Annotated in this window: 22 protein-coding genes and 2 pseudogenes; 11 read left to right on the top strand and 13 right to left on the bottom strand. The window is 67.3% G+C overall.

All coding sequences use genetic code 11. The features are described 5' to 3' along the window. Positions 1–82 precede the first annotated feature (82 nt). From AC731_RS12765 to AC731_RS12775, 3 genes are read right to left on the bottom strand one after another with little or no spacing between them, the layout of a single operon-like run. Positions 83–664 carry a YggT family protein gene (locus tag AC731_RS12765; RefSeq protein WP_004292187.1) on the bottom strand — a complete coding sequence of 194 codons (582 nt, stop codon included), beginning with the start codon at positions 662–664 and terminating at the stop codon, positions 83–85. A gap of 6 nt (positions 665–670) precedes the next feature. Continuing rightward, positions 671–1,495, bottom strand: coding sequence for a pyrroline-5-carboxylate reductase (gene proC, locus AC731_RS12770; RefSeq protein ID WP_048706606.1), 825 nt, complete (start codon positions 1,493–1,495; stop codon positions 671–673). A gap of 46 nt (positions 1,496–1,541) precedes the next feature. Then, positions 1,542–2,243, bottom strand: a complete 702-nt coding sequence (locus tag AC731_RS12775) for a YggS family pyridoxal phosphate-dependent enzyme (RefSeq protein WP_038012414.1) — start codon at positions 2,241–2,243, stop codon at positions 1,542–1,544. Between the two features lie 91 nt (positions 2,244–2,334). Here AC731_RS12775 and AC731_RS12780 point away from each other — a divergent pair, with 91 nt between their 5' ends. Beyond that, positions 2,335–3,378 (top strand): type IV pilus twitching motility protein PilT, encoded by a 1,044-nt coding sequence (locus AC731_RS12780; protein WP_038012416.1) that lies wholly within the window; start codon positions 2,335–2,337, stop codon positions 3,376–3,378. An 81-nt stretch (positions 3,379–3,459) separates the two neighbouring features. Next, positions 3,460–4,593 carry a PilT/PilU family type 4a pilus ATPase gene (locus AC731_RS12785; RefSeq protein ID WP_048706607.1) on the top strand — a complete coding sequence of 378 codons (1,134 nt, stop codon included), beginning with the start codon at positions 3,460–3,462 and terminating at the stop codon, positions 4,591–4,593. Between the two features lie 53 nt (positions 4,594–4,646). Here the strand turns inward: AC731_RS12785 and AC731_RS12790 are convergent, their stop codons facing one another. From AC731_RS12790 to AC731_RS12835, 10 genes are all read right to left on the bottom strand, one after another. Then, entirely contained in the window at positions 4,647–5,816 is a 1,170-nt protein-coding gene (locus AC731_RS12790) for a THUMP domain-containing class I SAM-dependent RNA methyltransferase (RefSeq protein WP_048706608.1), read from the bottom strand. Between the two features lie 163 nt (positions 5,817–5,979). Continuing rightward, on the bottom strand, positions 5,980–7,002 hold the full coding sequence (locus tag AC731_RS12795) for a formate dehydrogenase subunit gamma (RefSeq protein ID WP_048706611.1): 1,023 nt from the start codon (positions 7,000–7,002) through the stop codon (positions 5,980–5,982). A 10-nt stretch (positions 7,003–7,012) separates the two neighbouring features. Further along, positions 7,013–7,249 (bottom strand): hypothetical protein, encoded by a 237-nt coding sequence (locus tag AC731_RS12800; protein ID WP_004292193.1) that lies wholly within the window; start codon positions 7,247–7,249, stop codon positions 7,013–7,015. Further along, positions 7,246–7,878 (bottom strand): formate dehydrogenase FDH3 subunit beta, encoded by a 633-nt coding sequence (gene fdh3B, locus AC731_RS12805; protein ID WP_004292194.1) that lies wholly within the window; start codon positions 7,876–7,878, stop codon positions 7,246–7,248. The genes AC731_RS12800 and fdh3B overlap by 4 nt, the downstream gene beginning before the upstream one ends. Before the next feature lie 18 nt (positions 7,879–7,896). Beyond that, the gene (locus tag AC731_RS12810; RefSeq protein WP_048706612.1) at positions 7,897–10,800 is read right to left on the bottom strand and encodes a formate dehydrogenase subunit alpha; all 2,904 of its coding nucleotides are present in this window, start codon (positions 10,798–10,800) and stop codon (positions 7,897–7,899) included. Positions 10,801–10,813: 13 nt separating this feature from the next. Continuing rightward, entirely contained in the window at positions 10,814–11,020 is a 207-nt protein-coding gene (locus AC731_RS12815) for a hypothetical protein (RefSeq protein ID WP_004292196.1), read from the bottom strand. Positions 11,021–11,054: 34 nt separating this feature from the next. After that, positions 11,055–11,702 (bottom strand): TorD/DmsD family molecular chaperone, encoded by a 648-nt coding sequence (locus AC731_RS12820; RefSeq protein WP_004292197.1) that lies wholly within the window; start codon positions 11,700–11,702, stop codon positions 11,055–11,057. Continuing rightward, positions 11,699–13,795 carry a 4Fe-4S binding protein gene (locus AC731_RS12825; protein ID WP_048710103.1) on the bottom strand — a complete coding sequence of 699 codons (2,097 nt, stop codon included), beginning with the start codon at positions 13,793–13,795 and terminating at the stop codon, positions 11,699–11,701. Before AC731_RS12825 ends, AC731_RS12820 begins: the two co-directional genes overlap by 4 nt. 189 nt (positions 13,796–13,984) lie before the next feature. After that, entirely contained in the window at positions 13,985–14,629 is a 645-nt protein-coding gene (locus AC731_RS12830) for a DUF3306 domain-containing protein (RefSeq protein ID WP_048706615.1), read from the bottom strand. After that, on the bottom strand, positions 14,626–15,093 hold the full coding sequence (locus AC731_RS12835) for a DUF3305 domain-containing protein (RefSeq protein ID WP_048710105.1): 468 nt from the start codon (positions 15,091–15,093) through the stop codon (positions 14,626–14,628). The genes AC731_RS12830 and AC731_RS12835 overlap by 4 nt, the downstream gene beginning before the upstream one ends. A gap of 158 nt (positions 15,094–15,251) precedes the next feature. Between AC731_RS12835 and AC731_RS12840 the strand changes: the two genes are divergently transcribed. The 9 genes and pseudogenes from AC731_RS12840 to AC731_RS20425 all read left to right on the top strand — a co-directional run. After that, on the top strand, positions 15,252–16,079 hold the full coding sequence (locus tag AC731_RS12840) for a formate dehydrogenase accessory sulfurtransferase FdhD (protein WP_048706616.1): 828 nt from the start codon (positions 15,252–15,254) through the stop codon (positions 16,077–16,079). A gap of 61 nt (positions 16,080–16,140) precedes the next feature. Further along, complete coding sequence (gene mobA / locus AC731_RS12845) at positions 16,141–16,779, top strand: molybdenum cofactor guanylyltransferase MobA (protein ID WP_205626594.1); 639 nt, start codon at positions 16,141–16,143, stop codon at positions 16,777–16,779. A 7-nt stretch (positions 16,780–16,786) separates the two neighbouring features. After that, complete coding sequence (locus tag AC731_RS12850) at positions 16,787–17,725, top strand: helix-turn-helix transcriptional regulator (RefSeq protein WP_048706617.1); 939 nt, start codon at positions 16,787–16,789, stop codon at positions 17,723–17,725. Between the two features lie 96 nt (positions 17,726–17,821). After that, positions 17,822–18,067, top strand: a complete 246-nt coding sequence (locus AC731_RS12855; RefSeq protein WP_048706619.1) for a type II toxin-antitoxin system Phd/YefM family antitoxin — start codon at positions 17,822–17,824, stop codon at positions 18,065–18,067. Further along, positions 18,057–18,359, top strand: coding sequence for a type II toxin-antitoxin system RelE family toxin (locus tag AC731_RS12860; RefSeq protein WP_048706621.1), 303 nt, complete (start codon positions 18,057–18,059; stop codon positions 18,357–18,359). Before AC731_RS12855 ends, AC731_RS12860 begins: the two co-directional genes overlap by 11 nt. A 27-nt stretch (positions 18,360–18,386) precedes the next feature. Further along, a complete protein-coding gene (gorA, locus tag AC731_RS12865; RefSeq protein WP_082794412.1) occupies positions 18,387–19,727 on the top strand; it encodes a glutathione-disulfide reductase in 1,341 nt (446 codons plus the stop codon). Between the two features lie 93 nt (positions 19,728–19,820). Beyond that, the gene (locus tag AC731_RS12870) at positions 19,821–20,123 is read left to right on the top strand and encodes a nucleotidyltransferase family protein (RefSeq protein WP_048706624.1); all 303 of its coding nucleotides are present in this window, start codon (positions 19,821–19,823) and stop codon (positions 20,121–20,123) included. Between the two features lie 319 nt (positions 20,124–20,442). Then, positions 20,443–20,643, top strand: a pseudogene (locus tag AC731_RS12875) (hypothetical protein); the annotation flags it as partial. A gap of 282 nt (positions 20,644–20,925) precedes the next feature. Beyond that, positions 20,926–21,013 (top strand): annotated as a pseudogene (locus AC731_RS20425) (prepilin-type N-terminal cleavage/methylation domain-containing protein); the annotation flags it as partial. Positions 21,014–21,699: the final 686 nt, after the last annotated feature.

The following is a 21,699-nucleotide window of genomic DNA, read 5'->3' on the forward strand; positions in this document are numbered from 1 at the left end:
GATCGTCAGCGATTGCAGAAAAAGGAAAGGGCGGCCAGACGGCCGCCCTTCTTCATTGGGAATGCTGCGAGTCAGGCGCCGATCAGGCGCCGAACAGCAGCGGCGCGAAGCTGTTGCGGATGCCGCCGAGCACCATCAGCACGATCTGCAGCACCAGCAGCAGCACCAGCGGCGACAGGTCGACGTTGGCGATGGTCGGCACGATGCGGCGGAAGGGACGCAGGAAGGGGGTGGCGAGCGAATGCAGCAGCGGCGCGAGCGGCGCATGCGGGCTCACCCACGACAGCACCGCGGAACCGAGCACGACGGCGAACACCAGATACACCATCATGCGCATCAGCTCGATCAGGCCCACGCCCCACAGCCCCAGCAGCACCGCGCCGGCGTTGCCACTGAACACCGCGCCGCGCAGGCTCAGCTCGAACAGCACCAGCAACACCTGAACCAGCCAGGCCGGCAGCAGGCTCGCCATGTCCAGCCCGAACAGGCCGGGGATGAAGCGGCGCAGCGGGCGCACGATCCAGTCGGTCGTCGTGACGACGAACTGCCCGATCTGGTTGCGGAAGGAAATGCGCTGCCACTGCATGTAGAAGCGCGCCAGCAGCATCAGCGTCAGGAAGCCGCCCGCGGTACTCAGGATCAGCAGCAGGATGTTGGTCAGCATGGCGGATCAGTCCCTGCCCAGTTCGGCACCGAGCTCGCGCCCGCGCATTTCGGCCGCCTTCACCGCGCTGACCAGCGCATCGTGCCAGCCCGATGCGGCCAGGCTGCCGAGCGCGGCTTCGGTGGTGCCGCCCTTTGACGTCACCTTCTGCCGCAGCACCGCAGGGGAATCCTCGGAACCGGCGGCGAGCTTCGCCGCGCCGAGCACGGTGTCGATCGCCAGCCGGCGCGCACCCGCCTCGTCGAAGCCCAGCGCACGCCCCGCGGCCTCCAGCGCCTCGATGAAGTGGAACACGTAGGCCGGCCCGCTGCCGGAGATCGCCGTGACCGCGTCCATCTGCGCCTCGGTCTCGGCCCACACCGTGCTGCCCACGGCAGCCAGGATGCGTTGCGCGGCCTCGCGGCCGGCCGCGTCGACGCTCGGGTCGGCGAACAGGCCCGTCACCCCCGCACCGATCAGTGCCGGCGTGTTGGGCATGCAGCGCACCAGGCGGGTGTAGGGCGCGCCGGCGCTGCCCAGCCAGCGTCCGAGGTCGGCCAGGCGCAGTCCGGCGGCGATGCTGATCACGAGCTGGCCGCCGAGGCGGCCGGCGATCGGCGCCAGCGCTGCCTTCATCTGCTGCGGCTTCACCGCCAGCACCAGCGCGTCGCAGCCCAGCGCCAGGTCGTCCACCGCCTCCACCGTCCGCACGCCGAAACGCTGGCTCAGGCTTGCGCGCGCCTCTGCGCCCAGTTCGATGACCTGGATGTCCGTCGCCGCGAAACCGCGCTCGACCATGCCACCAATCAGCGCAGCCGCCATGTTGCCGCCGCCGAGGAAAGTAATCTTCATGCCTGTGTTCTCGTATGGATTGCGAGACCGTGCCACGCGGACGGTCTCAGTGGGATTCTTCCGGGCGCGTGCGCTCGCCGAAAATCGCCGTGCCGACACGCACGATCGTGGCGCCTTCGGCGATGGCGGGCTCGATGTCGTGCGACATGCCCATCGACAGCGTGTCGAGCGCAAGGCCCGCGGCGATCAGTTCCGCCTGCAGCGTGCGCAGCACGGCAAAGCGCGCGCGCAGCAGGGCGAGATCCCCGGTCGGTTCGGGAATGCACATCAGGCCGCGCAGCCGCAGACGCGGCAAGTCCGCGACGGCGTGCGCGAGCGCGGCGACTTCGTCCGGAGCGACGCCGCTCTTGCTGTCTTCGCCGCTGACATTGACCTGGATGCAGACATTGAGCGGCGGCAGATGCACGTCGCGCTGCGCCGACAGGCGCTCGGCGATCTTCAGCCGGTCGATGCTGTGCACCCAGTCGAAAGCGCTTGCGACCTGCCGGGTCTTGTTGCTTTGCAGCGGGCCGATGAAGTGCCACTCGAGACCGAGTTCGCGCAGCGCATCGATCTTGTCGACACCCTCCTGCACGTAGTTCTCGCCGAAGGCCTGCTGCCCCGCCGCGGCGGCCTCGCGCACGGCGGCGGCCGGCCAGGTCTTGCTGACGGCAAGCAAGGTCACCTCTTCGGGCGCACGCCCGGCCGCCACGGCAGCGGCGGCCACCCGGGCCCGAACGGCCTGCAGCCGGTCCGAAATTGTCATCATGTCCGTGGTCTTTTTCCTCTGGCAAAGGCCGCGAAAAGTATAACATCCGGGCATCTGCGTTCTTTTCGCACCCGCTCGTCAAAGGGATCCGATGGACATCACCGAACTCCTCGCCTTCGCCGTCAAGAACAAGGCTTCCGACCTTCACCTTTCGGCGGGCCTGCCGCCCATGATCCGTGTGCATGGCGACGTGCGCCGCATCAACCTGCCGCCCATGGAGCACAAGGAAGTGCATGCCATGGTGTACGACATCATGAACGACGGGCAGCGCAAGCAGTTCGAGGAAACCTGGGAGTGCGATTTCTCGTTCGCGGTTCCCAACCTCGCCCGCTTCCGTGTGAACGCGTTCAACCAGAACCGCGGCGCCGGCGCCGTGTTCCGGACCATTCCGTCCAAGGTGCTGACGCTCGAAGAGCTGAACTGCCCGAAGATCTTCAAGGAGATCGCCAACCAGCCGCGCGGCATCGTGCTGGTCACCGGCCCGACCGGCTCCGGCAAATCGACCACGCTCGCGGCGATGATCGACTACGTCAACGAGAACGAGTACGGCCACATCCTCACCGTCGAGGACCCGATCGAATTCGTGCATGAATCCAAGCGCTGCCTGATCAACCAGCGCGAGGTGCACCGCGACACCATGTCCTTCAACAACGCGCTGCGCGCCTCCTTGCGCGAGGACCCGGACGTGATCCTGGTGGGCGAAATGCGCGACCTGGAGACCATCCGCCTGGCGCTGACCGCGGCGGAAACCGGCCACCTCGTGTTCGGCACGCTGCACACCTCGTCCGCCGCCAAGACCATCGACCGTATCGTCGACGTGTTCCCTGCCGCGGAGAAGGACATGGTGCGCTCGATGCTGTCCGAATCGCTGCGCGCGGTGATCTCGCAGACCCTGCTCAAGACCAAGGACGGTGCGGGGCGCGTGGCCGCGCACGAGATCATGATCGGCACCCCCGCCATCCGCAACCTGATCCGCGAGAACAAGATCGCGCAGATGTATTCGGCGATCCAGACCGGCCAGAATGTCGGCATGCAGACGCTGGACCAGTGCCTCGCCGACCTCGTGCGCCGCAACGTGGTCTCGGCCGCCGAGGCGAAGCTCCGCGCGCAGAACAAGGACAACTTCGCCGTTTGATCCCAGGGTCGCGCACGCACGCGACGCAAGCACCGGACACGCACAAGGGGCCGCGAGGCCCCGCCCGCAGGAGCAAGACCAATGGAACGCGACCAGGCACTCAAGTTCATGCACGACCTGCTGCGGCTGATGCTGCAGAAGAACGGCTCCGACCTCTTCATCACCGCGGGCTTTCCGCCGGCCGTGAAAGTGGACGGCCGCATCACACCGCAGTCCAACCAGGCGCTGCAACCGCAGCACACGGCCGAACTGGCCCGCGCGATCATGAACGACCGCCAGGCTGCTGAATTCGAAGCCAGCAAGGAATGCAACTTCGGCATCTCGCCGGCCGGCATCGGCCGCTTCCGCGCCAATGCCTTCGTGCAGCAGGGCAAAGTCGGGCTGGTGTTGCGGACCATCCCGCAGCGCATCCCGCAATTCGATGAGCTCGGCCTGCCGCCCGTGCTGACCGACATCGCGATGAGCAAGCGCGGGCTGGTGATCTTCGTCGGCGGCACCGGCACCGGCAAGACGACCTCGCTGGCGTCGATGGTCGACTACCGCAACGAGAACAGCTACGGCCACATCATCACGGTCGAGGATCCGATCGAGTTCGTGCATGCGCACAAGAACTGCATCGTTTCGCAGCGCGAGATCGGCATCGACACCGACTCGTGGGAAGCGGCGCTGAAGAACACCCTGCGCCAGGCGCCGGACGTGATCCTGATGGGCGAGATCCGCGACCGCGAGACGATGGACTACGCGATCGCCTTCGCCGAAACCGGCCACCTGTGCCTCGCGACACTGCACGCCAACAGCGCCAACCAGGCCATCGACCGCATCATCAACTTCTTCCCCGAGGAACGCCGCCAGCAGCTGCTGATGGACCTGTCGCTGAACCTGCGCGCCATGGTCTCGCAGCGCCTGCTGCCACTGAAGGACCGCAAGGGCCGGGTGCCGGCCGTCGAGGTGATGCTCAATTCGCCGCTGATCTCCGACCTGATCTTCAAGGGCAACGTGCCCGAGATCAAGGAGATCATGAAGCGCTCGCGCGAACTGGGCATGCAGACCTTCGACCAAGCGCTGTTCGACCTCTACGAGGCGCAGAAGATCTCGTACGAGGACGCGCTGCGCAACGCCGACTCGATCAACGACCTGCGCCTTCAGATCAAGCTGCACAGCAAGCTGGGCGAGCGCGATCTCAGCAGCGGCACCGAGAACCTCGGCATCGTCTGATCGCGCTGCAAGACGAGGCCGCCGGACTCATTTGCCACGCTCAGTTGGCAAACTCAGTCGCCGGCGGTTTCCTCGCGCTCCTTGCGCCGGTTGCTGCCGGCCACCATGCGGTATTCGTACAGGCGGCATTCCAGCGCGCCGTTGAACAGCGGCGTGCGCTTGCTCGCCTTCAGGCCGATGAGCTTGGGCAGATTGGCGTCTGCCGTGAAGAAGTAGCAGCGCCAGCCACCCCAGCGCTGCTTGAGCGCGTCGCCCAGTTTCGGATAGAGCGCGGCCAGTTCCTCGGCCTCGCCGATGCGCACCCCGTAGGGCGGATTCGTCACCATCACGCCTTCCGCCGCGGGCGGCACGCGCTCGAGCAGGTCCGCGCGCTCCAGCGTCACGCAGTCGGCCAGCCCGCCTGCCTCGAGATTCACCCGGCTGCGCCGTACCCATTCGCCGACGATGTCCGAGCCGTGGATCGCGAGCCGGCGCGGCGCCTGCCGGCGGTTCTCGGCCGCCTTGCGCACCGCCGCCCAGCCGGCGCGGTCGTGGTGGCGGAACTTCTCGAAGCCGAAGCGCCGCCCCAGCCCGGGCGCAATGTCCAGCGCCATCATCGCCGCCTCGATCAGGAAGGTGCCGCTGCCGCACATCGGGTCGAGCAGCACCTCGTCCGGCTGCCAGCCCGACAGGCGCAGGATGCCCGCCGCCAGGTTCTCCTTCAGCGGCGCCTCGACGGCGGCCGGCTTGAAGCCGCGCTTGTAGAGCGGTTCACCCGAGGTGTCGATGTAGAGGGTCGCGGTGTCCGCCGTCAGGAACAGGTGGATGCGCACCGCCGGGTTCGCCGTATCGACGCTGGGGCGCTTGCCGCTCACCGTGCGGAAGTGATCGCAAACCGCGTCCTTCACCCGCAGCGTGATGAACTCCAGGCTCTTCAGCGGCGACTTCTGCGCCGTCACGTAGATGCGGATCGTGTCGTCGGGCGTGAACCACTTCGCCCAGGTCACGCTGTAGGCCAGCTTGTAGATGTCGACCTCGGCACGGTAGCGCCCCTGCGCCACCCGCCACATCACCCGCGTCGCCAGCCGGCTCTCGAGGTTCGCGCGATGGCAGGCTGCCCAGTCGCCTTGCCAGGCCACTCCGCCATGCAGGGTCTGGATGCCCGACGCGCCGAACGAGCGCAGTTCATCGGCCAGCAGGGTTTCCAGTCCGCGAGGACAGGGGGAAAAGAACGCTTCGGCCATCGCGGGCTCCTTGCACAGTACGGCCCGCATTGTACCGCCGGCCGCGAGGCGAGCCGGACACAAAAGAAAACCCCGTCCGCCACCTGGGCAGAACGGGGTTGAAAGGTCCGGGCGTTGAGGGAGGGAGGTGCCCGAACCGGGAAAGGGCTGTGGCCGTGAGCGCTCAGGGGCGGCCCGACTTGCCCGCCTTGACGTCCTCGTACCAGATCTCGTGGTGCTCCTTGGCCCAGGTCTCGTCCACGTAGCCGGTCTTCATCGACTCGTAGGCGCCTTCGACGCCGACCGTGCCCATGTAGATGTGGCCGAAGGACAGGGCCAGCAGCACGATGGCACCGACCGCATGCACGACGTTGGCGATCTGCATCTCGCCGCGGGTCCAGCCGTAGTTCGGGAAATCCAGGACCAGCCCGGAAATCGCCACCGCCAGCCCGAGGACGGTCACGCCCAGCCAGAACCACGTCTTCTCGCCGAAGTTGAAGCGGCTCGAAGGCACGTGGTCGCCGCCCAGCAGCCCGCCGGCGCGGCGGATCCAGATCGCATCGCAGGCCTGCCACACGTTGTCGCGCAGGAAGGTCAGGATCATCAGCACCAGGAACACGCCGAACACCGGCCCCACGTAGTTGTGGATCAGCTTGCCCGCGGTCAGCAGCAGCGCGAGGAAGTCCGCACCGAAGATCGGTGCCAGCACGTGCTTGCCGAACAGGATCGCCACCCCGGTGACCGCCAGCAGCAGGAAGCTGATGGCCGTGCCCCAGTGCACGAAGCGCTCGAAGCCGGAAAAGCGCTTCATCCTGCGGCCGGTGCGCGCGCCGTGCAGCTTCATCGTGCCCTTCACCAGCCAGAACAGCGTGATGGCCGAAGCCATGACGATGAGCAGCGCGCCGCCATACACGGTGATGGGACCGTTGCGCAGATGGCGCCAGGTGTTGCCTTCGACCTGGATCAGCACGCCGGTCTCGGGACCACGCACGGTGGTGAAGTGCGCCTCGCCCGAACGCACCGCGCGCCAGACCGGCGCGTTGTTGCCGGGACGCTCCTGCTGCCGCTCGGCCTGCTCGGCGGCCGTGCTGCCGGTGTGCGCGTGATCGTCCGCACGCACCGGCGGCGCCGATGCGAGCAGGGTCAGCACGAGCAGCAGCACGGCGAGCAGCGCACCGCCCGGCCGTCGCATGAAGAATGCCTTCATGGTGCTCTCCTCAATCGCCGCGGTTGTACTCGTTCTGGCCGCGCGCACGGTTCTTCAGCGCAGCCTCCCAGGCAGCCTTGTCACCCTTGAACTCGGCGCTCTCCCACGGCCGGGTGTCGGCCTTGCCGGAGTACTTGCCGTCCTCGTACACCGGCACCTGCGACGTCTCGCCGCAGGCCGACAGGCCCAGCGCCAGGACGCCGCCCAGCGCGGCGGTACGCAACAGCTTCATGGTCGGCGTGCTCATTTCTGCCCCTCCCGCTCGCGTTTCTGTTCGCGCTTCTGCTCGCCGCCGCCATAGGCGGTCTGCCAGCCCCAGGCATCGGTGCCGCCGCCGCGGCGCAGCACGCGCTCGCGGAAGATGTCGGCCACCACGTTGGCGTCACCCGCCAGCAGCGCCTTGGTCGAGCACATCTCGGCACACAGCGGCAGCTTGCCCTGGGCCAGGCGGTTGGAGCCGTACTTCTCGTACTCGGCCTGCGAGCCGGTCTCTTCCGGACCGCCCGCGCAGAAGGTGCACTTGTCCATCTTGCCGCGCGCACCGAAGGCCGCCGGGCCGTTCGGGAACTGCGGCGCGCCGAACGGACAGGCGTAGAAGCAGTAGCCGCAGCCGATGCACTGGTCCTTGTCGTGCAGCACCACGCCTTCTTCGGTCTTGTAGAAGCAGTTGGTCGGGCACACCGCCATGCACGGCGCGTCCGAACAGTGCATGCACGCGACCGAGATCGAGCGCTCGCCCGGCACACCGTCGTTCATGGTCACCACCCGGCGGCGGTTCACGCCCCAGGGCACCTCGTGCTCGTTCTTGCACGCGGTGACGCAGCCGTTGCATTCGATGCAGCGCTCGGCGTCACAGAGAAATTTCATGCGTCCCATCTTTTCTTCTCCTCGCCCTTACGCTTTGCTCACGCGGCACAGGGTGGTCTTGGTTTCCTGCATCATCGTCACCGGGTCGTAGCCATAGGTCGTGGCGGTGTTGACCGCCTCGCCGCGCACGATCGGTGCCGCGCCCTCGGGGTAGTACTTGAGCATGTCCTCGCCCTGCCACCAGCCGGAGAAGTGGAAGGGCAGGAACACCGTGCCCGGCGCCACGCGCTGCGTGACCTGGGCGCGCACCTTCAGCCTGGCCTTGGTGGGCGATTCGACCCAGATGTAGTCGCCGTTGCGGAAGCCGGCGTCGTTGGCGTCCTTCGGGTTCACCTCGGCGAACATCTCCTGCTGCAGTTCGGCCAGCCAGGGGTTGGAGCGGGTTTCCTCGCCGCCGCCCTCGTACTCGACCAGGCGGCCCGAGGTCATGATCAGCGGATACTCCTTCGAGATGTCCTTGACCTTGTCCTGCAGCGACTTGTACAGCGTCGGCAGGCGCCAGAACTTGGCCTTGTCGTCGTGGGTCGGGTACTTGGCGACCAGATCCGGACGCGGCGAGTAGATCGGCTCGCGGTGCAGCGGCACCGGATCGGGGAAGTTCCACACCAGCGCGCGCGCCCTGGCGTTGCCGAAGGGGTGACAGCCGTGGTTCTTCATCGCCACGCGGATGATGCCGCCCGACAGGTCGGTCTTCCAGTTCTTGCCCTCGGCCTCGGCCTTCTCCGCGTCGGTCAGTTCATCCCACCAGCCCAGCTTCTTCAGCAGGGTGTGGTCGAACTCGGGGTAGCCCATCTGCAGGTCGGCCCCCTTCGAGGCCGAGCCTTCGGCCGCGAGCAGCGACACGCCGTCCTTCTCCACGCCGAAGTTGGCGCGGAAGTTGCCACCGCCGTCCATGACGTGCTTGGAGGTGTCGTACAGGTTGGGCGTGCCCGGGTGCTTCAGCTCCGGGTTGCCGTAGCACGGCCACGGCAGGCCGAAGTACTCGCCGTCGCACGGGCCACCGGCCGCCTTCAGCGTCTTCACGTCGAAGGTGTGCATGTTCTTCATGTGCAGCTTCAGGCGCTCGGGCGACTGGCCGCTGTAGCCGATGGTCCAGGTGCCGCGGTTGATCTCGCGCAGGATGTCCTCGATGTTCGGCTCGTCCCAGCCCTGGGCGTCCTTCTCGAGCTTGATGTTCTTCACCAGCTCGTCCGCCCAGCCGAACTTCTTGGCGAAGGCGTACATGATGGTGTGGTCGGGCTTGGACTCGAACAGCGGCTCGATGACCTTCTCGCGCCACTGGATCGAGCGGTTCGACGCCGTGGCCGAGCCGGTGGTCTCGAACTGGGTGCAGGCCGGCAGCAGATACACACCGTCCTTGCGCACCATCGCCGCCATCGAGGCGGTCGCCGACGGATAGGGGTCGATCACCACCAGGGTGTCGAGCTGCCTCATCGCCTCGACCATCTCGGCGCCGCGGGTCTGCGAGTTGGGCGCATGGCCCCAGTACACGACGGCGCGCAGGTTGCTCGGCTGGTCGATCAGCTCCTTGTTCTCGGTCACGCCGTCGATCCAGCGCGACACGGTGATACCCGACTTGGTCATCAGCTCTTCGGAGGCGTAGCGGCCCTTGACCCACTCGTAATCGACGCCCCACACGCGGCACCAGTGCTTCCACGAACCGGCGGCCAGGCCGTAGTAGCCGGGCAGCGAATCCGGGTTGGGGCCAACGTCGGTCGCGCCCTGCACGTTGTCGTGGCCACGGAAGATGTTGGTGCCGCCACCCGACACGCCGACGTTGCCCAGCACCAGTTGCAGGATGCACATCGCGCGCACGTTGGCGTTACCGACGGTGTGCTGGGTCTGGCCCATGCACCACACCACGGTCGAGGGCCGGTTCATCGCCAGCGTCTGGGCGACCTTGAACACCTGCTCCTCGGGGATGCCGGTCACTTCCTGCACGCGCTCGGGCGTCCAGGTCATGATCTCTTCCTTGACCTTCTCCAGACCGAAGACGCGGTCGTCGATGTACTTCTGGTCTTCCCAGCCGTTCTTGAAGATGTGGTACAGCATGCCCCAGATGAAGGGGATGTCGGTGCCCGAGCGGATGCGCACGTACTGGTCGGCCTTCGCCGCGGTGCGCGTGAAGCGCGGATCGACGACGATCATCTTGCAGCCGTTTTCCTTGGCATGCAGCATGTGCAGCATCGACACCGGATGCGCCTCGGCGGCGTTCGAGCCGATGTACAGCGCCGCCTTCGAGAACTGCATGTCGTTGTAGGAGTTCGTCATCGCGCCGTAACCCCAGGTGTTCGCCACGCCCGCCACGGTGGTGGAGTGGCAGATGCGCGCCTGGTGGTCACAGTTGTTGGTGCCCCAGAAGGACACGAACTTGCGCAGCAGGTAGGCCTGCTCGTTGCTGTGCTTCGACGAGCCGATCCAGTACACTGCATCCGGCCCGGATTCCTCGCGGACCTTCAGCAGGCGGTCACCGACTTCGTTGAGCGCCTGTTCCCACGAGATCTTCTGGTACTTGCCGTCGACCAGCTTCATCGGATACTTCAGGCGGTGCTCGCCGTGGCCGTGCTCGCGCAGCGAGGCGCCCTTGGCACAGTGCGCGCCGAGGTTGATCGGCGAATCGAACACCGGCTCCTGATGCACCCACACGCCGTTGCGCACGATGGCGTCGGTCGCACAGCCCACCGAGCAGTGGGTGCACACGGTGCGGCGCACCTCGGCCTTGCCTTCGCCGCGCGACACACCGGGCGCGGCGGCTTCGGCGGCGCCGATGAGGTTGTACGGCAACTGGGTGGCGATCGCCCCGGCGCCGACGCCCAGGCCGGAGCGCTTCAGGAAGGCGCGGCGGTCCATGGTCTGGCCCAGGGCACGCGCCGCGGAACCCCGCAGGCGGCGGGCGCTGCCGGTGGCGGCGCTGCTTTTCTTGGTCAACATCGTCGCGTCCTCCTCAGACCCGCGCGCTGCGGTAGTAATTGCGCATGTGTTCGCTGATGCCCTTGTCCGCTTCCTCGCGGCGGGCGGTCTCGACGGCCTGCGCAGCGCCCGGCACCGTCTTGGTCGCGGTGGCAGCCAGCGCCGCAGCGCCTGCGGCGCCGCTGGCACCGACCGCCATCAGGAAATTCCGCCGCGACAGCTTGGTGTTGTCGTCTTTCATCCTCGCTCTCCCCTTCGATAAGGTGCGGCGCCGCTCATTGCGCGGACGCCTCCAGCATGTCGAACGCCTCGCGTTCGATGTCCATGAAGGCCAGCAGCAGCGCGCCGACCTTCGCATAAAAACCCGCGCCCGGCGCCTTCGCCAGCGCGGCCGCAAAGTCCGCATACCAGGGCGCGATGTGGCGACCGAAGAAACGCTGCTGGCGCAGCAGGCCCGCCTCGTCCGGGCCGGTCAGCACCAGGTGGCGCATCACCTCGGCCAGCGCGGAAATGTGGTCCTCGGTCTCGGTCACGCCCTGGCGGCGCCCCAGGCCGAGCTCAAGCAGATCCTCGCGCAGTTCGGCCAGCGGCTCTTCCTGCAGGAAGCCGGTGATGTACCAGGAGCCGTTCATCATCACGACCGGCTTGGACACGCTGACGAAGAGCGCATCGAACTCGTCGCGCACCGCCTGCAACGACAGGCTGGATGCGGCCGCCGCGAGCGCGGTCCAGGCCTGCGGGAGGGCACCCTCATTTTCACCCCCAGTGCCGCCCAGGCTACGGCCGGCCTGCACCAGCGCGTCGAGCAGCACCGCGTCGGGCGCGGCATGAAACAGCCTCGCCAGCAGCGCGTAGTGATCGGCGCGGGCGCGGTCCTCCTCGGACCAGGTCGGCTGGGTCTGGATGGAAATCGGCGCGCTCATTCGCTCAGGTCCCAGGCTTTGACCGCCGGTTCGGTCTTCATCATGTCGATCACGCGGCAGTCGGCACACATGCGCAGGCGGGCACGCTCGGCCTCGGTGGCGAACATGGAATGGCCGGACAACCGGGCGATCATGGCTTCGATCAGGGGCGTCGCGCCCATCGCCTTGCCGCAGGCGGTGCAATGGAAGATGTCGGCCTCGCGCAGCGCGCGGGCGCGGCGTGCGTCTTCCGTCAGCAGCAGGCGCGGCTCGAGGCTCAGCGCCGACTCCGGACAGGAGCTCACGCACAGGCCGCACTGCAGGCAGTTCTTCTCGACGAACTCGAGGCGATAGCTGTCGCCCGATGCGCGCAAGGCACTCGCCGGACAGGCGCCGGTACAGGCCATGCACAGCGTACAGGCGTCGGACGCGATGACCTGGCCGAAGGGCGCGCCGGCCTTCAGCGCGATCGCCGCCGGCAGACCCGCCTCGTCCTTCGCCGCGGGGGCGTGCTCGACCAGATGGCGCAGTGTGAACTCCAGCGTCTCGCGCTTCTTCGGCAGCAGGCGGAAGCGCGCCGGCACGGCGACAGCGGTGGCGGGCGCCCACGACCACAGCGCGCGCTCCAGCGCCTGCCAGTCGTCGGCATCGGCCTCGATGACGCGCAGGTGTTCGCCGGCGTAACCGAGCGCCGAGAGGATGGTCTGCCCCTGCCCGGCCTGCGCCCTCAGCGGCGCAGCGTCGTGGCTGCCGGCAGCGAGCACCGCCACCTGACAGGCGCCCAGCGCCAGGCTGCCGAGCATCAGGTCCAGCCCGACCGCATCCGCGCTCCACACCTCGACCGGGATCACCCGCGCCGGCAGGCCGCGGCCGCGCCGCGCGAGCCGGCCGATGGCGGCGGTGCCGGCCTCGGCGGAATGGAACAGGATGCAGGCCTCCTTGCCGCCGGCCTGCGCGTACTCGGCCAGCAGCGTCTTCACCCGCTGCCCGACGTCCGGCACGCGCGGAAACTGGAAGCCCAGCGCGCCCGACGGACACACCGTGCTGCAGGTGCCACAGCCCTTGCACAGGTAGGGATCGACCGCGATCACGTCGCCATTGGAGCGGATCGCCTCGGTGGCGCAGACTTCGATGCAGTTCGTACAGCCTGTCTTCTTCGAGCGGCTGTGCGCGCACAGGCCGGCGTCGAAGGCGACGTAGCGCGGCTTCTCGAACTCGCCGACGAACTCGCCCAGCGCCTGCACCGCCAGCGCCTGCTCGAACGGGTCGCGGCCCGGTGCGGCATAGCCGTCGGGCAGCTCGACGCGCTTCAGCAAGGGCTCGGCGGACAGGTCCAGCACCAGGTCGAAGCGCTCGCTGCGGGCGACATCCTTGCGCGCAAAGTCGATCGCGCCGATCTCGCCACAGGCGGCGACGCAGGCGCGGTGGCTGCGACAGGCGTCGAGATCGACCTGCAGGTCGAAACCGATGGCGCCTTCCGGGCAGGCCTTGACGCAGGCGTTGCAGCGCACGCACAGCTCGAGGTCGATCGGGTTCTGCTGCGCCCAGTGCAGCTCGAAGGCGCCGAGGTGACCGGACAGCTTCACCGGCTTGCCCGACCACACCGGGTATTCATTGACGGCCGGCAGCTCAATCTCACCGGCGCGCTGGGTGATCAGCACGGCCGGCTCGAAGCTGCCCGCCAGGCGCTCGGCCCAGCCCAGCGCCGCCCCCGCCTCGCCGATGATCAGCAGGCTGCGGCCGGCGCGCATCTGCACCGCGGGCACCGGCTCCGGTTCCGGCAGGGTGGTCGCAGCGGCGATCAGCGCGGCGAGCTTGGGCGTGGCCTGATCGGATTCGGCCGACCAGCCGGCGTTCTCGCGCAGGTTGAAGAAGTGGATGCGCTGGCCGGCCTGCTGCGATTCGGCCAGCTCGCCGAACAGTGCGGTTTCCTGCGTACAGGACACGAAGACCTCGCGCCCGGCGGCCAGGTCATTTTCCAGCGCGGGCAACTCGGCGCCGCACAGGGCGTGATGGCACGACAGCGCGCCCGACGCAGCGGCCAACCGCTCGGCGTCGAGACTGAAGCTGCGATTGCAATCGCAGAGATGGATCTGTTTCTGGGTGTTCTGCATCGATGCATCCATTTGATCGGTTCACCACAAGCACTCGCCGGGCCAGCAAGTCATGAAGGATTGGCCCCACAAGCGACCGCAAAGGCACGTAGGGCAACCATCCGAAACCGCGTGCGCGACAAATTGTCCATTCCGCGCCGTTTTGTCCCGATCGGCGTACACCGATCGCCGCGCGTGCGATGCCGGCCCTCAGCCCGCGCGCTCATCCCGGTTGCCGGCCGGCACCGTCTCGCAGGGCGGGCGGTCGTCGCCCTCACCGGAAGACACGCCGCCACCGGTACGAGCCGGGTCGCAGCCAGCCTCGTCCTGCACGCCCGCGGCAGCCCCCGAGGGCACGACCTCGCCGTCCGTCACCGGTGGCAAGGCCACGTCAGCCGCCGCCTGCGTCTCCGTCTCGGCCGGCGCGTCCGGCTCACCCAGCCACTCGCGCGCGTGCTTGAGCTTCTCCATCATCGACGGCGGAATCGGGTCGGCGATCGAGTAATCGTCGATGTAGATGTCCAGCCCGTCCATCTGGTTGAAATGCGGATCGGCGAAGAGCTTCTTCAGCGCCTGCCTGCGCAGCGACTCGCTGACCTCCTCCTTCAGGAAGGCGGTGAAATCGGACGCTAGCGTCAGCTCCTCGACCGGCGGCAGTGCAGCCTCGACGGCAGCACGGTCCCGCGCCTCAGCGCTCGCGCCTGCAGGCGGCACCGCCGGCGCCGGTGCTGCGGCGGGGGCGGCCGCGACCTCCACGGTCACGTCCGCGTCGGCCGCCGCGGGCTGGCGGGCGGCCTCGAGCGACGCCGCCAGCTTGCGCTTCGACCAGCGCGACAGGAAGCCGCCCGCGCTCACGCCGGCCCCCGGTCCTGCGCCAGCGGATCATTGCGCCGCACCTTCTTGCGCGGTGCCGGCTTGTAGTGGGTGTTGACGAAGTCGCCCACCCAGTCGGCGATCTCGCGCGACATCGGCACGCCGTCGACCTGCTCGCCGGAGTCCAGCCAGCGCGCCGCCTCGCCGTAGCTCGCCGACACCGCGGCCGGCAGCGCCAGCTCGCCTTCCTTGCGCCACATCACGAACACCTTCGGGATGGGCGAACTCATGTTGAGGAAATAGTTGTCGGCCTCGTCGCGGAACAGCTCGATCGCCCAGCCACCGATGCGCCACTGGCGCCGGTCCGGCTCGGACACGATTTCGACCGGCGCGTGCTCGACCAGATCGAAGGCCGGAACCACGCCCACCGCCTCCCACGCCTCGTCCACCCAGGGATTGTTCAGGCGGCGACACTCCATGACCACCGCGACCGGAAATTTCTCCATGCCTCGCACCTGCATCTTTGATCGTCCTATGTAGTCCACAGCATACGTCGCCGATCGCCGCATCGCGACCGTGAAAACCCGCGCACCCCGCCACCCCCGCGCCGGCAAGCCGCTACAATCGACCGCCTGACCCCCGCCCACCGACACCACAGGTCCCGATGAACCCGCCCCAACTCCCCCTGCTGAGCCGGGCCAGCCGCCCGCTCACCGTCGAGATCCCGGCCATCAACGAGCATGGCGACACCGTGCCGACCTCGATCGCCGGCGAGCATCCGCTCACCCTCTACGTGGACAAGCGCGAGATCGTCACCCTGATGACGCTGGGCGCTGCACCCGAGGCGCTGACGATCGGCTGGCTGCGCAACCAGCGCCTGGTGCGCAGCCTGGAGGAGATCGCCTCGGTGCAGGTCGACTGGGAGGTCGACGCGGTGTCGGTGACCACCCGCAACGGCCTGCGCGACGCCGACGAGAAGCTCGGCAGCCGCACGGTGACGACCGGCTGCGGCCAGGGCACGGTGTTCGGCGGCCTGATGGACGAGATCGACCAGTTGCGCCTGCCGCACGACCGCCTGCTGAAGCAGTCGACGCTGTACGCGCTGATGGACGCCGTGCGCCACCACGAGTCCATCTACAAGCAGGCGGGCGCGGTGCACGGCTGCGCGCTGGCGCAGGCCACGCCCGGCGGCTGCGACATCCTGATGTTCTTCGAGGACGTCGGCCGCCACAACGCGGTGGACGCCATCGCCGGCCAGATGTGGCTCGACGGGCTCGAGGGCGCGGACAAGATCTTCTACACCACCGGCCGGCTGACCTCGGAGATGGTGATCAAGACCGCGCAGATGGGCATTCCCTTCCTCGTGTCGCGCTCGGGCCTGACCCACATGGGCTGGCAGATCGCGCAGAACATCGGCCTGACCATGGTCGGACGCGCCCAGGGCAAGCATTACCTGCTGTTCACCGGTGCCGACCGATTCATCCGGGAATGAAGCCGCACGACACCGCGCAAGCAAGCGCACACCCGACCACCGCACCCCATCGAGCCTGACCATGACCACGCCTCCCGCCACGCCGAACGCCCCCCGCCCCGCCGACTGCCGCATCACCGGCGTACTGCTCGCCGGCGGCCAGGGCAGCCGCATGGGCGGCGTCGACAAGGGCCTGGTCGAGCTTGCCGGACGGCCGATGGCCGCGCACGCGCTGGAACGACTGGCACCGCAGGTCGACGAGCTGATCATCAACGCCAACCAGAACCTCGCGGCCTGGCAGGCGTTCGGCTACCCGGTTTTCGGCGACGACATCGGCGGCTTCGCCGGCCCGCTCGCCGGGCTGCACGCGGCCCTGTCGCGCGCAGCCCACCCGCTGGTCGTCACCGCGCCCTGCGACTCGCCCTTCCTGCCCACCGATCTGGTCGAGCGTCTGGCCGCCGCCCTGCACGCAGCCGACGCCCAACTGGCGGTCGCCAGGACCTTCGACCAGCCGCACCCGGTGTTCTGCCTGTGCCGCCGCGACCTCGCCGGCCACCTCGGCGACTTCCTGGCCGGCGGCGGGCGCAAGATCGACCGCTGGTACGGCACGCTGAAGATCGTGGAAGTCCCCTTCGACGATCAGGAAGCCGCCTTCCGCAACATCAACACCCGCGACGAACTGGCCGAAGCGGCGCGCGACCTGCCGGCCGGAGCCGGCTGAGGCCTGCATGAGTCCGCGCAACGTCCGCGTTCCGGGACCGGCCACGCCGCGCGATGAAGCCTCGCCCGGCGCCTGCTTCACCGTCCGCGAAGCCGCCGCCTTCCTCAACCTGAACGAGAAGAAGCTCTACGAGCTCGCCAACAGCAAGGACATCCCGGCCGCACGCATCGGTGGCAAGTGGCTGTTTCCCCGCGCGCTGCTCGAGGAATGGCTGCTGGAGCAGGCCCACGGCGGCGCCCTGACCGACCGCCTGCTCATCACCGGCAGCGACGACCCGCTGCTGGCCGCCACCGTGTCGGCGCTGGCGCCTTCGCTCGGCGCCGCGGCCTTCGTCGCCTACAGCCCCACCGGCACGCTCACCGGGCTGGAGCTGCTCGCCCGCCGTCGCGCCAACGTCTGCGCCCTGCACTGGGGCGGCGTCGAGCACAGCGAACAGCAGCACGCCACGCTGCTGCGCAGTTTCGGCGGTCACCGCCAGTGGGCGCTGGTGCGGCTCGCGCTGCGCGAACAGGGCGTCATCCTGCGCCGCGGCCTGCACATCGACGGCATCGAGACGCTGGCCGGTTTCGACTACCGCTGGGCAATGCGCCAGGCCGGCGCCGGCTCGCGCCACTTCCTCGAATCCGCGCTCGCCAGCCGCGGCTTTTCGGCCGCCGACTGCACGGTCGTCGCCACCGCCCACACCGAACGCGAGGCCGCCGGCATCGTCGTCCGCGACGACGCCGACTGCGCCCCCGGCACCCGCGCCGCCGCGGCGGAGTTCGGGCTGGACTTCCTGCCGCTCGGCTGGGAAGCCTTCGACCTCGCCCTGCCCCGCGACATCCTGTTCCGCCGCCTGTTCCAGGACCTGCTGCGCGCACACGCCGGCCCGGCATCGCAGGCCCTCGCGCAGCGCCTCGGCGGCTACGATCTGTCGCCCCTGGGGCAGGTCATCGGGCTGGACTGAGGCCGGTCCGGCGAACGTCCCGCCACCCCACCAAGGGCCAATGCACGGATTTGAGTGCTATATTCAGCACCAAATCCATCACCTTTGGAGACCGCAATGCAGACCATCATGGCCGACCTGACGGTCAGCGTCACCGAACTCAAGCGCAATTTTTCCAGCATCCTCGCGCAAGCGGACGACAGCCCGGTGGCCGTGCTCAACCACAACCGCCCCGAGGCCTACCTCATCTCCGCCGCGCACTACGAACGCCTCATGGCTTACCTGGAAGACCTCGAAGACATCGCGCGCGTGCGCGAGCGCAGCACGGGGCCCTTCGTCGAGGTGAGCCTGGATGAGCTATAAGCTGCGCTTTCACAGCCTTGCGCTCGCGGAATGGAGAAAGCTCGACGGTAGCCTGCGGCTGCAGTTCAAGAAGAAGCTCGAAGAGCGCCTGATCACCCCTCGCGTCCCCTCGTCTGCCCTCTCCGGCATGCCAGACTGCTACAAGATCAAGCTGCGCGCAGTCGGCTACCGCCTGGTCTATCGCGTCGATGAAGACGTGGTGTTCGTGACCGTCATCTCGGTCGGTCTGCGAGACAAGCAGCGAGTCTATTCAAAGACCCACGCCCGCCTGGATGAGCCAGAGCAGGACTGAGTGTCTTTGAAAACAATGGAGTACATGATGAAGACCTACGACTACATCGTCATCGGCGGCGGCAGCGGCGGCGTCGCCACTGCGCGCCGCGCGGCGGAATACGGCGCCCGCGTGCTGCTGGTGGAGGCCGCGCGGCTTGGCGGCACCTGCGTGAATGTGGGCTGCGTGCCCAAGAAGGTCATGTGGTACGCCTCGAACATCGCCCAGGCGATGCGCGACGCGCCGGGCTACGGCTTCGCCGCCGCAGCGGTGTCCCTCGACTGGGCCACCCTCAAGACCCGGCGCGACGCCTACATCACCCGCCTCAACGGCATCTATGCCGACATGCTGGGCAAGGCAGGTGTCGAGGTCGTTCATGGCTTTGCGCGCTTCGCCGACACCCACTGCATCGAGGTCGACGGCCAGCGCTTCAGCGCGCCGCACATCGTCATCGCCACCGGCGGCCGCCCGGTCGTGCCCGACATCGAGGGTGCTGAACTCGGTATCGACTCCGACGGCTTCTTCGCGCTCGAGCATCAGCCGCGGCGGGTCGCGGTCGTCGGCGCGGGCTACATCGCGGTGGAACTGGCCGGCGTGTTCAATGGCCTCGGCAGCGAGGTCGACATGCTGGTGCGCGGCGCGCAGCTGCTGCGCCCCTTCGACGCCCTGCTGCGCGACGAACTGGCCAGCCAGATGCAGCAGGACGGCGTGCGTATCCACTTCGGCGCCCAGGTAAAGCGCGTCGCCCGCGAGGCCGACGACAGCCTGCGCATCGAGCGCGCGGACGGTCCGCCGCTGCAGGTCGATGCGCTGGTGTGGGCCACCGGCCGCCGCGCCAACACCGACCGCCTGAACCTTGCCGCTGCCGGACTCGCCGTGGATGCGAAAGGCCTCATTGCCACCGACGCCTTCCAGAACACCACCAGGCCCGGCGTCTACGCTCTCGGCGACATCACCGGCCGCGCCGAACTCACCCCGGTCGCGATCGCCGCCGGGCGCAAGCTGGCCGCGCGGCTCTTCCTCGATCAGCCCGACAGCCGGCTGGATTACGACTGCATCCCCACCGTGGTCTTCAGCCACCCGCCGATCGGCACCGTCGGCCTCACCGAGGACGAAGCGCGCGCCCGCTTCGCCACGGTCAAGGTGTACGCCACCCGCTTCACCGCCATGGCTCACGCACTCACCGAGCATCGACCGAAGACGGCGATGAAGCTGGTGTGCACCGGCGACGACGAGCGCATCGTCGGCCTGCACGTGATCGGCGACGGTGCCGACGAAATGCTGCAAGGCTTCGCCGTGGCCGTGCGGATGGGCGCCCGCAAGGCCGACTTCGACCGCACGCTCGCCATCCACCCCACCAGCGCCGAAGAGTTCGTCACCCTCCGCTAGGGCAAGAGGGCGCAGCCAAGGCCCGCACGCGCTTGACGCTAAGCTCATCCATGCCTAGGCTCGATGACGACTCGACAGACGCAGGAAGCACGCATGCACAAGCACTGTGAACCCGATGAAAAGATGCTTATCGCATTCTGCCGCGCTCACGGCATCCGCAAGCTGTCGCTCTTTGGCTCCACGCTCAAAGGCACGGCAAGGCCCGACAGCGACATCGACCTGCTGGTCGAATTCGAATCCGATCGCGTACCCGGCTTGCTTGGCATGGCCGAACTCGAAGCTGAACTCTCGACCCTGTTTGGCGGCAAGACGGTCGACCTGCGCACGCCGGGCGATCTGAGCCGCTATTTCAGGGATGACGTAGTTCGAACAGCGGAAACACGCTATGCCGCCTGAGGATCACGGCTACTTCGATATCGATGCTGAAGTTGTCTGGCTAACCGTAACCAGCGAACTACCGACTTTGATTCCAAGAATTCAGCGCGCCCTGGACACCGAGCGCAGCATGTAGGGCGCTCCACTCGCGGGCAAGCCACTCCCGCGGAAACTCCGTATCGTCGGCCTGCAAGTCATCGGCGACGGTGCCGACGAGATGCTGCAAGGCTTCGCCGTCGCCGTGCGGATGGGCGCCCGCAAGGCCGACTTCGACCGCACGCTCGCCATCCCCCCACCAGTGCCGAAGCGTTCGTCACCCTCCGCTAGGACGAGACCCACCATGCCCATGACCTACGAACAGCACCTCGACGAAGTCGCCACCCTGCTCTACGAGCGCTTCGACCAGAGCGAGGAGGCCGCCATCAAGCTGGTGATGGCCGCCCAGGCCGACGACTTCTTCAGCGGCCACGACGACGACCCGTCGATCTGCACACAGGAGCGCGCCGAGGCCGATGCGCGGGCCGTGTTCCGCAAGTACGGTGCGCAGCAGAAACCAGCCAGCTCGAAGGCGTCGGCCCGGCGGGGGGCGCCCAAGAAGTAAAGCGCACAGACAAATCTCGTGTATTTATTATTATTTTTCTTTTTTATTTTTATGCCGTTTGTACACTCGTGACATTCGACGACGTGTTTGTCATGGGTGAACCCGGTCGAGTGTCAAACCGCGGTACTGCGTCACGGAAACTGCGGGTTTTTGAGCTGGCACGCCCTTTGCTGATATGACGACAAGCGGAAACGACCGCCGAACCTCGAAGGAGAAACTTCAATGAAAAAGATTCAGAAGGGCTTCACCCTGATCGAACTGATGATCGTCGTGGCGATCATCGGCATCCTGGCTGCGATCGCGATTCCGCAGTTTAACGAATATCGCGCCAAAGCGAACGATACAACCGCAATCGCTGACGTAAAAAACGGCATTACTGCCGTCATTTCTTCGCTGCGCTGACCTGAATTCGGACCCTGGAGATACTCATGAAAAAAATTTCTGCTCTTTTCCTTGGACTCGTAATTTCGGGCGCGGTATTCGCCCAAGCCGCACCGTTGCCGGCGTCAGGTGAGGGCGCTATCGGCCGGACAACTGACGATTGCGTACTTCTCAACGAGAACATCAGGATCAATCTATCCGGAGGCGTTAGTGGCGCGCTGCATTGCAATCCCGATAGGATCGCGATTTCCGCATGCCATGTTAGTGGGCGGCAAGTGAGTCGTGAGGTGGACATTTTTACACCCACCGGTTGCATTGAAGGAGCAGAGGGCTGCGTGAAAACCCGTGGAACCCGAACGGGACCGACTGTACCCGTTGCCAGTACTCTGCAGGGAACCGTCCAGCCGGACTACCCGGGAGGCGACTGCACTGCTGAGGTAGCTCTCTCTGTCGCGACGAGCGTCGGAAACGAATAACCTTCTTGATTCCACGCAGCCAAACTGCAGAATTAAATTTCACTTTTCACACTTACACTCAGCCCACGAGTGGCGAGTGTAAGTGTGAACTCTTTGGAGTTTTAGCCACCTTACTTAAGCCTCAGTTTAAAATGAAAAA

It is taken from the genome of Thauera humireducens, assembly GCF_001051995.2.
GTDB classification, from domain to species: domain Bacteria; phylum Pseudomonadota; class Gammaproteobacteria; order Burkholderiales; family Rhodocyclaceae; genus Thauera; species Thauera humireducens.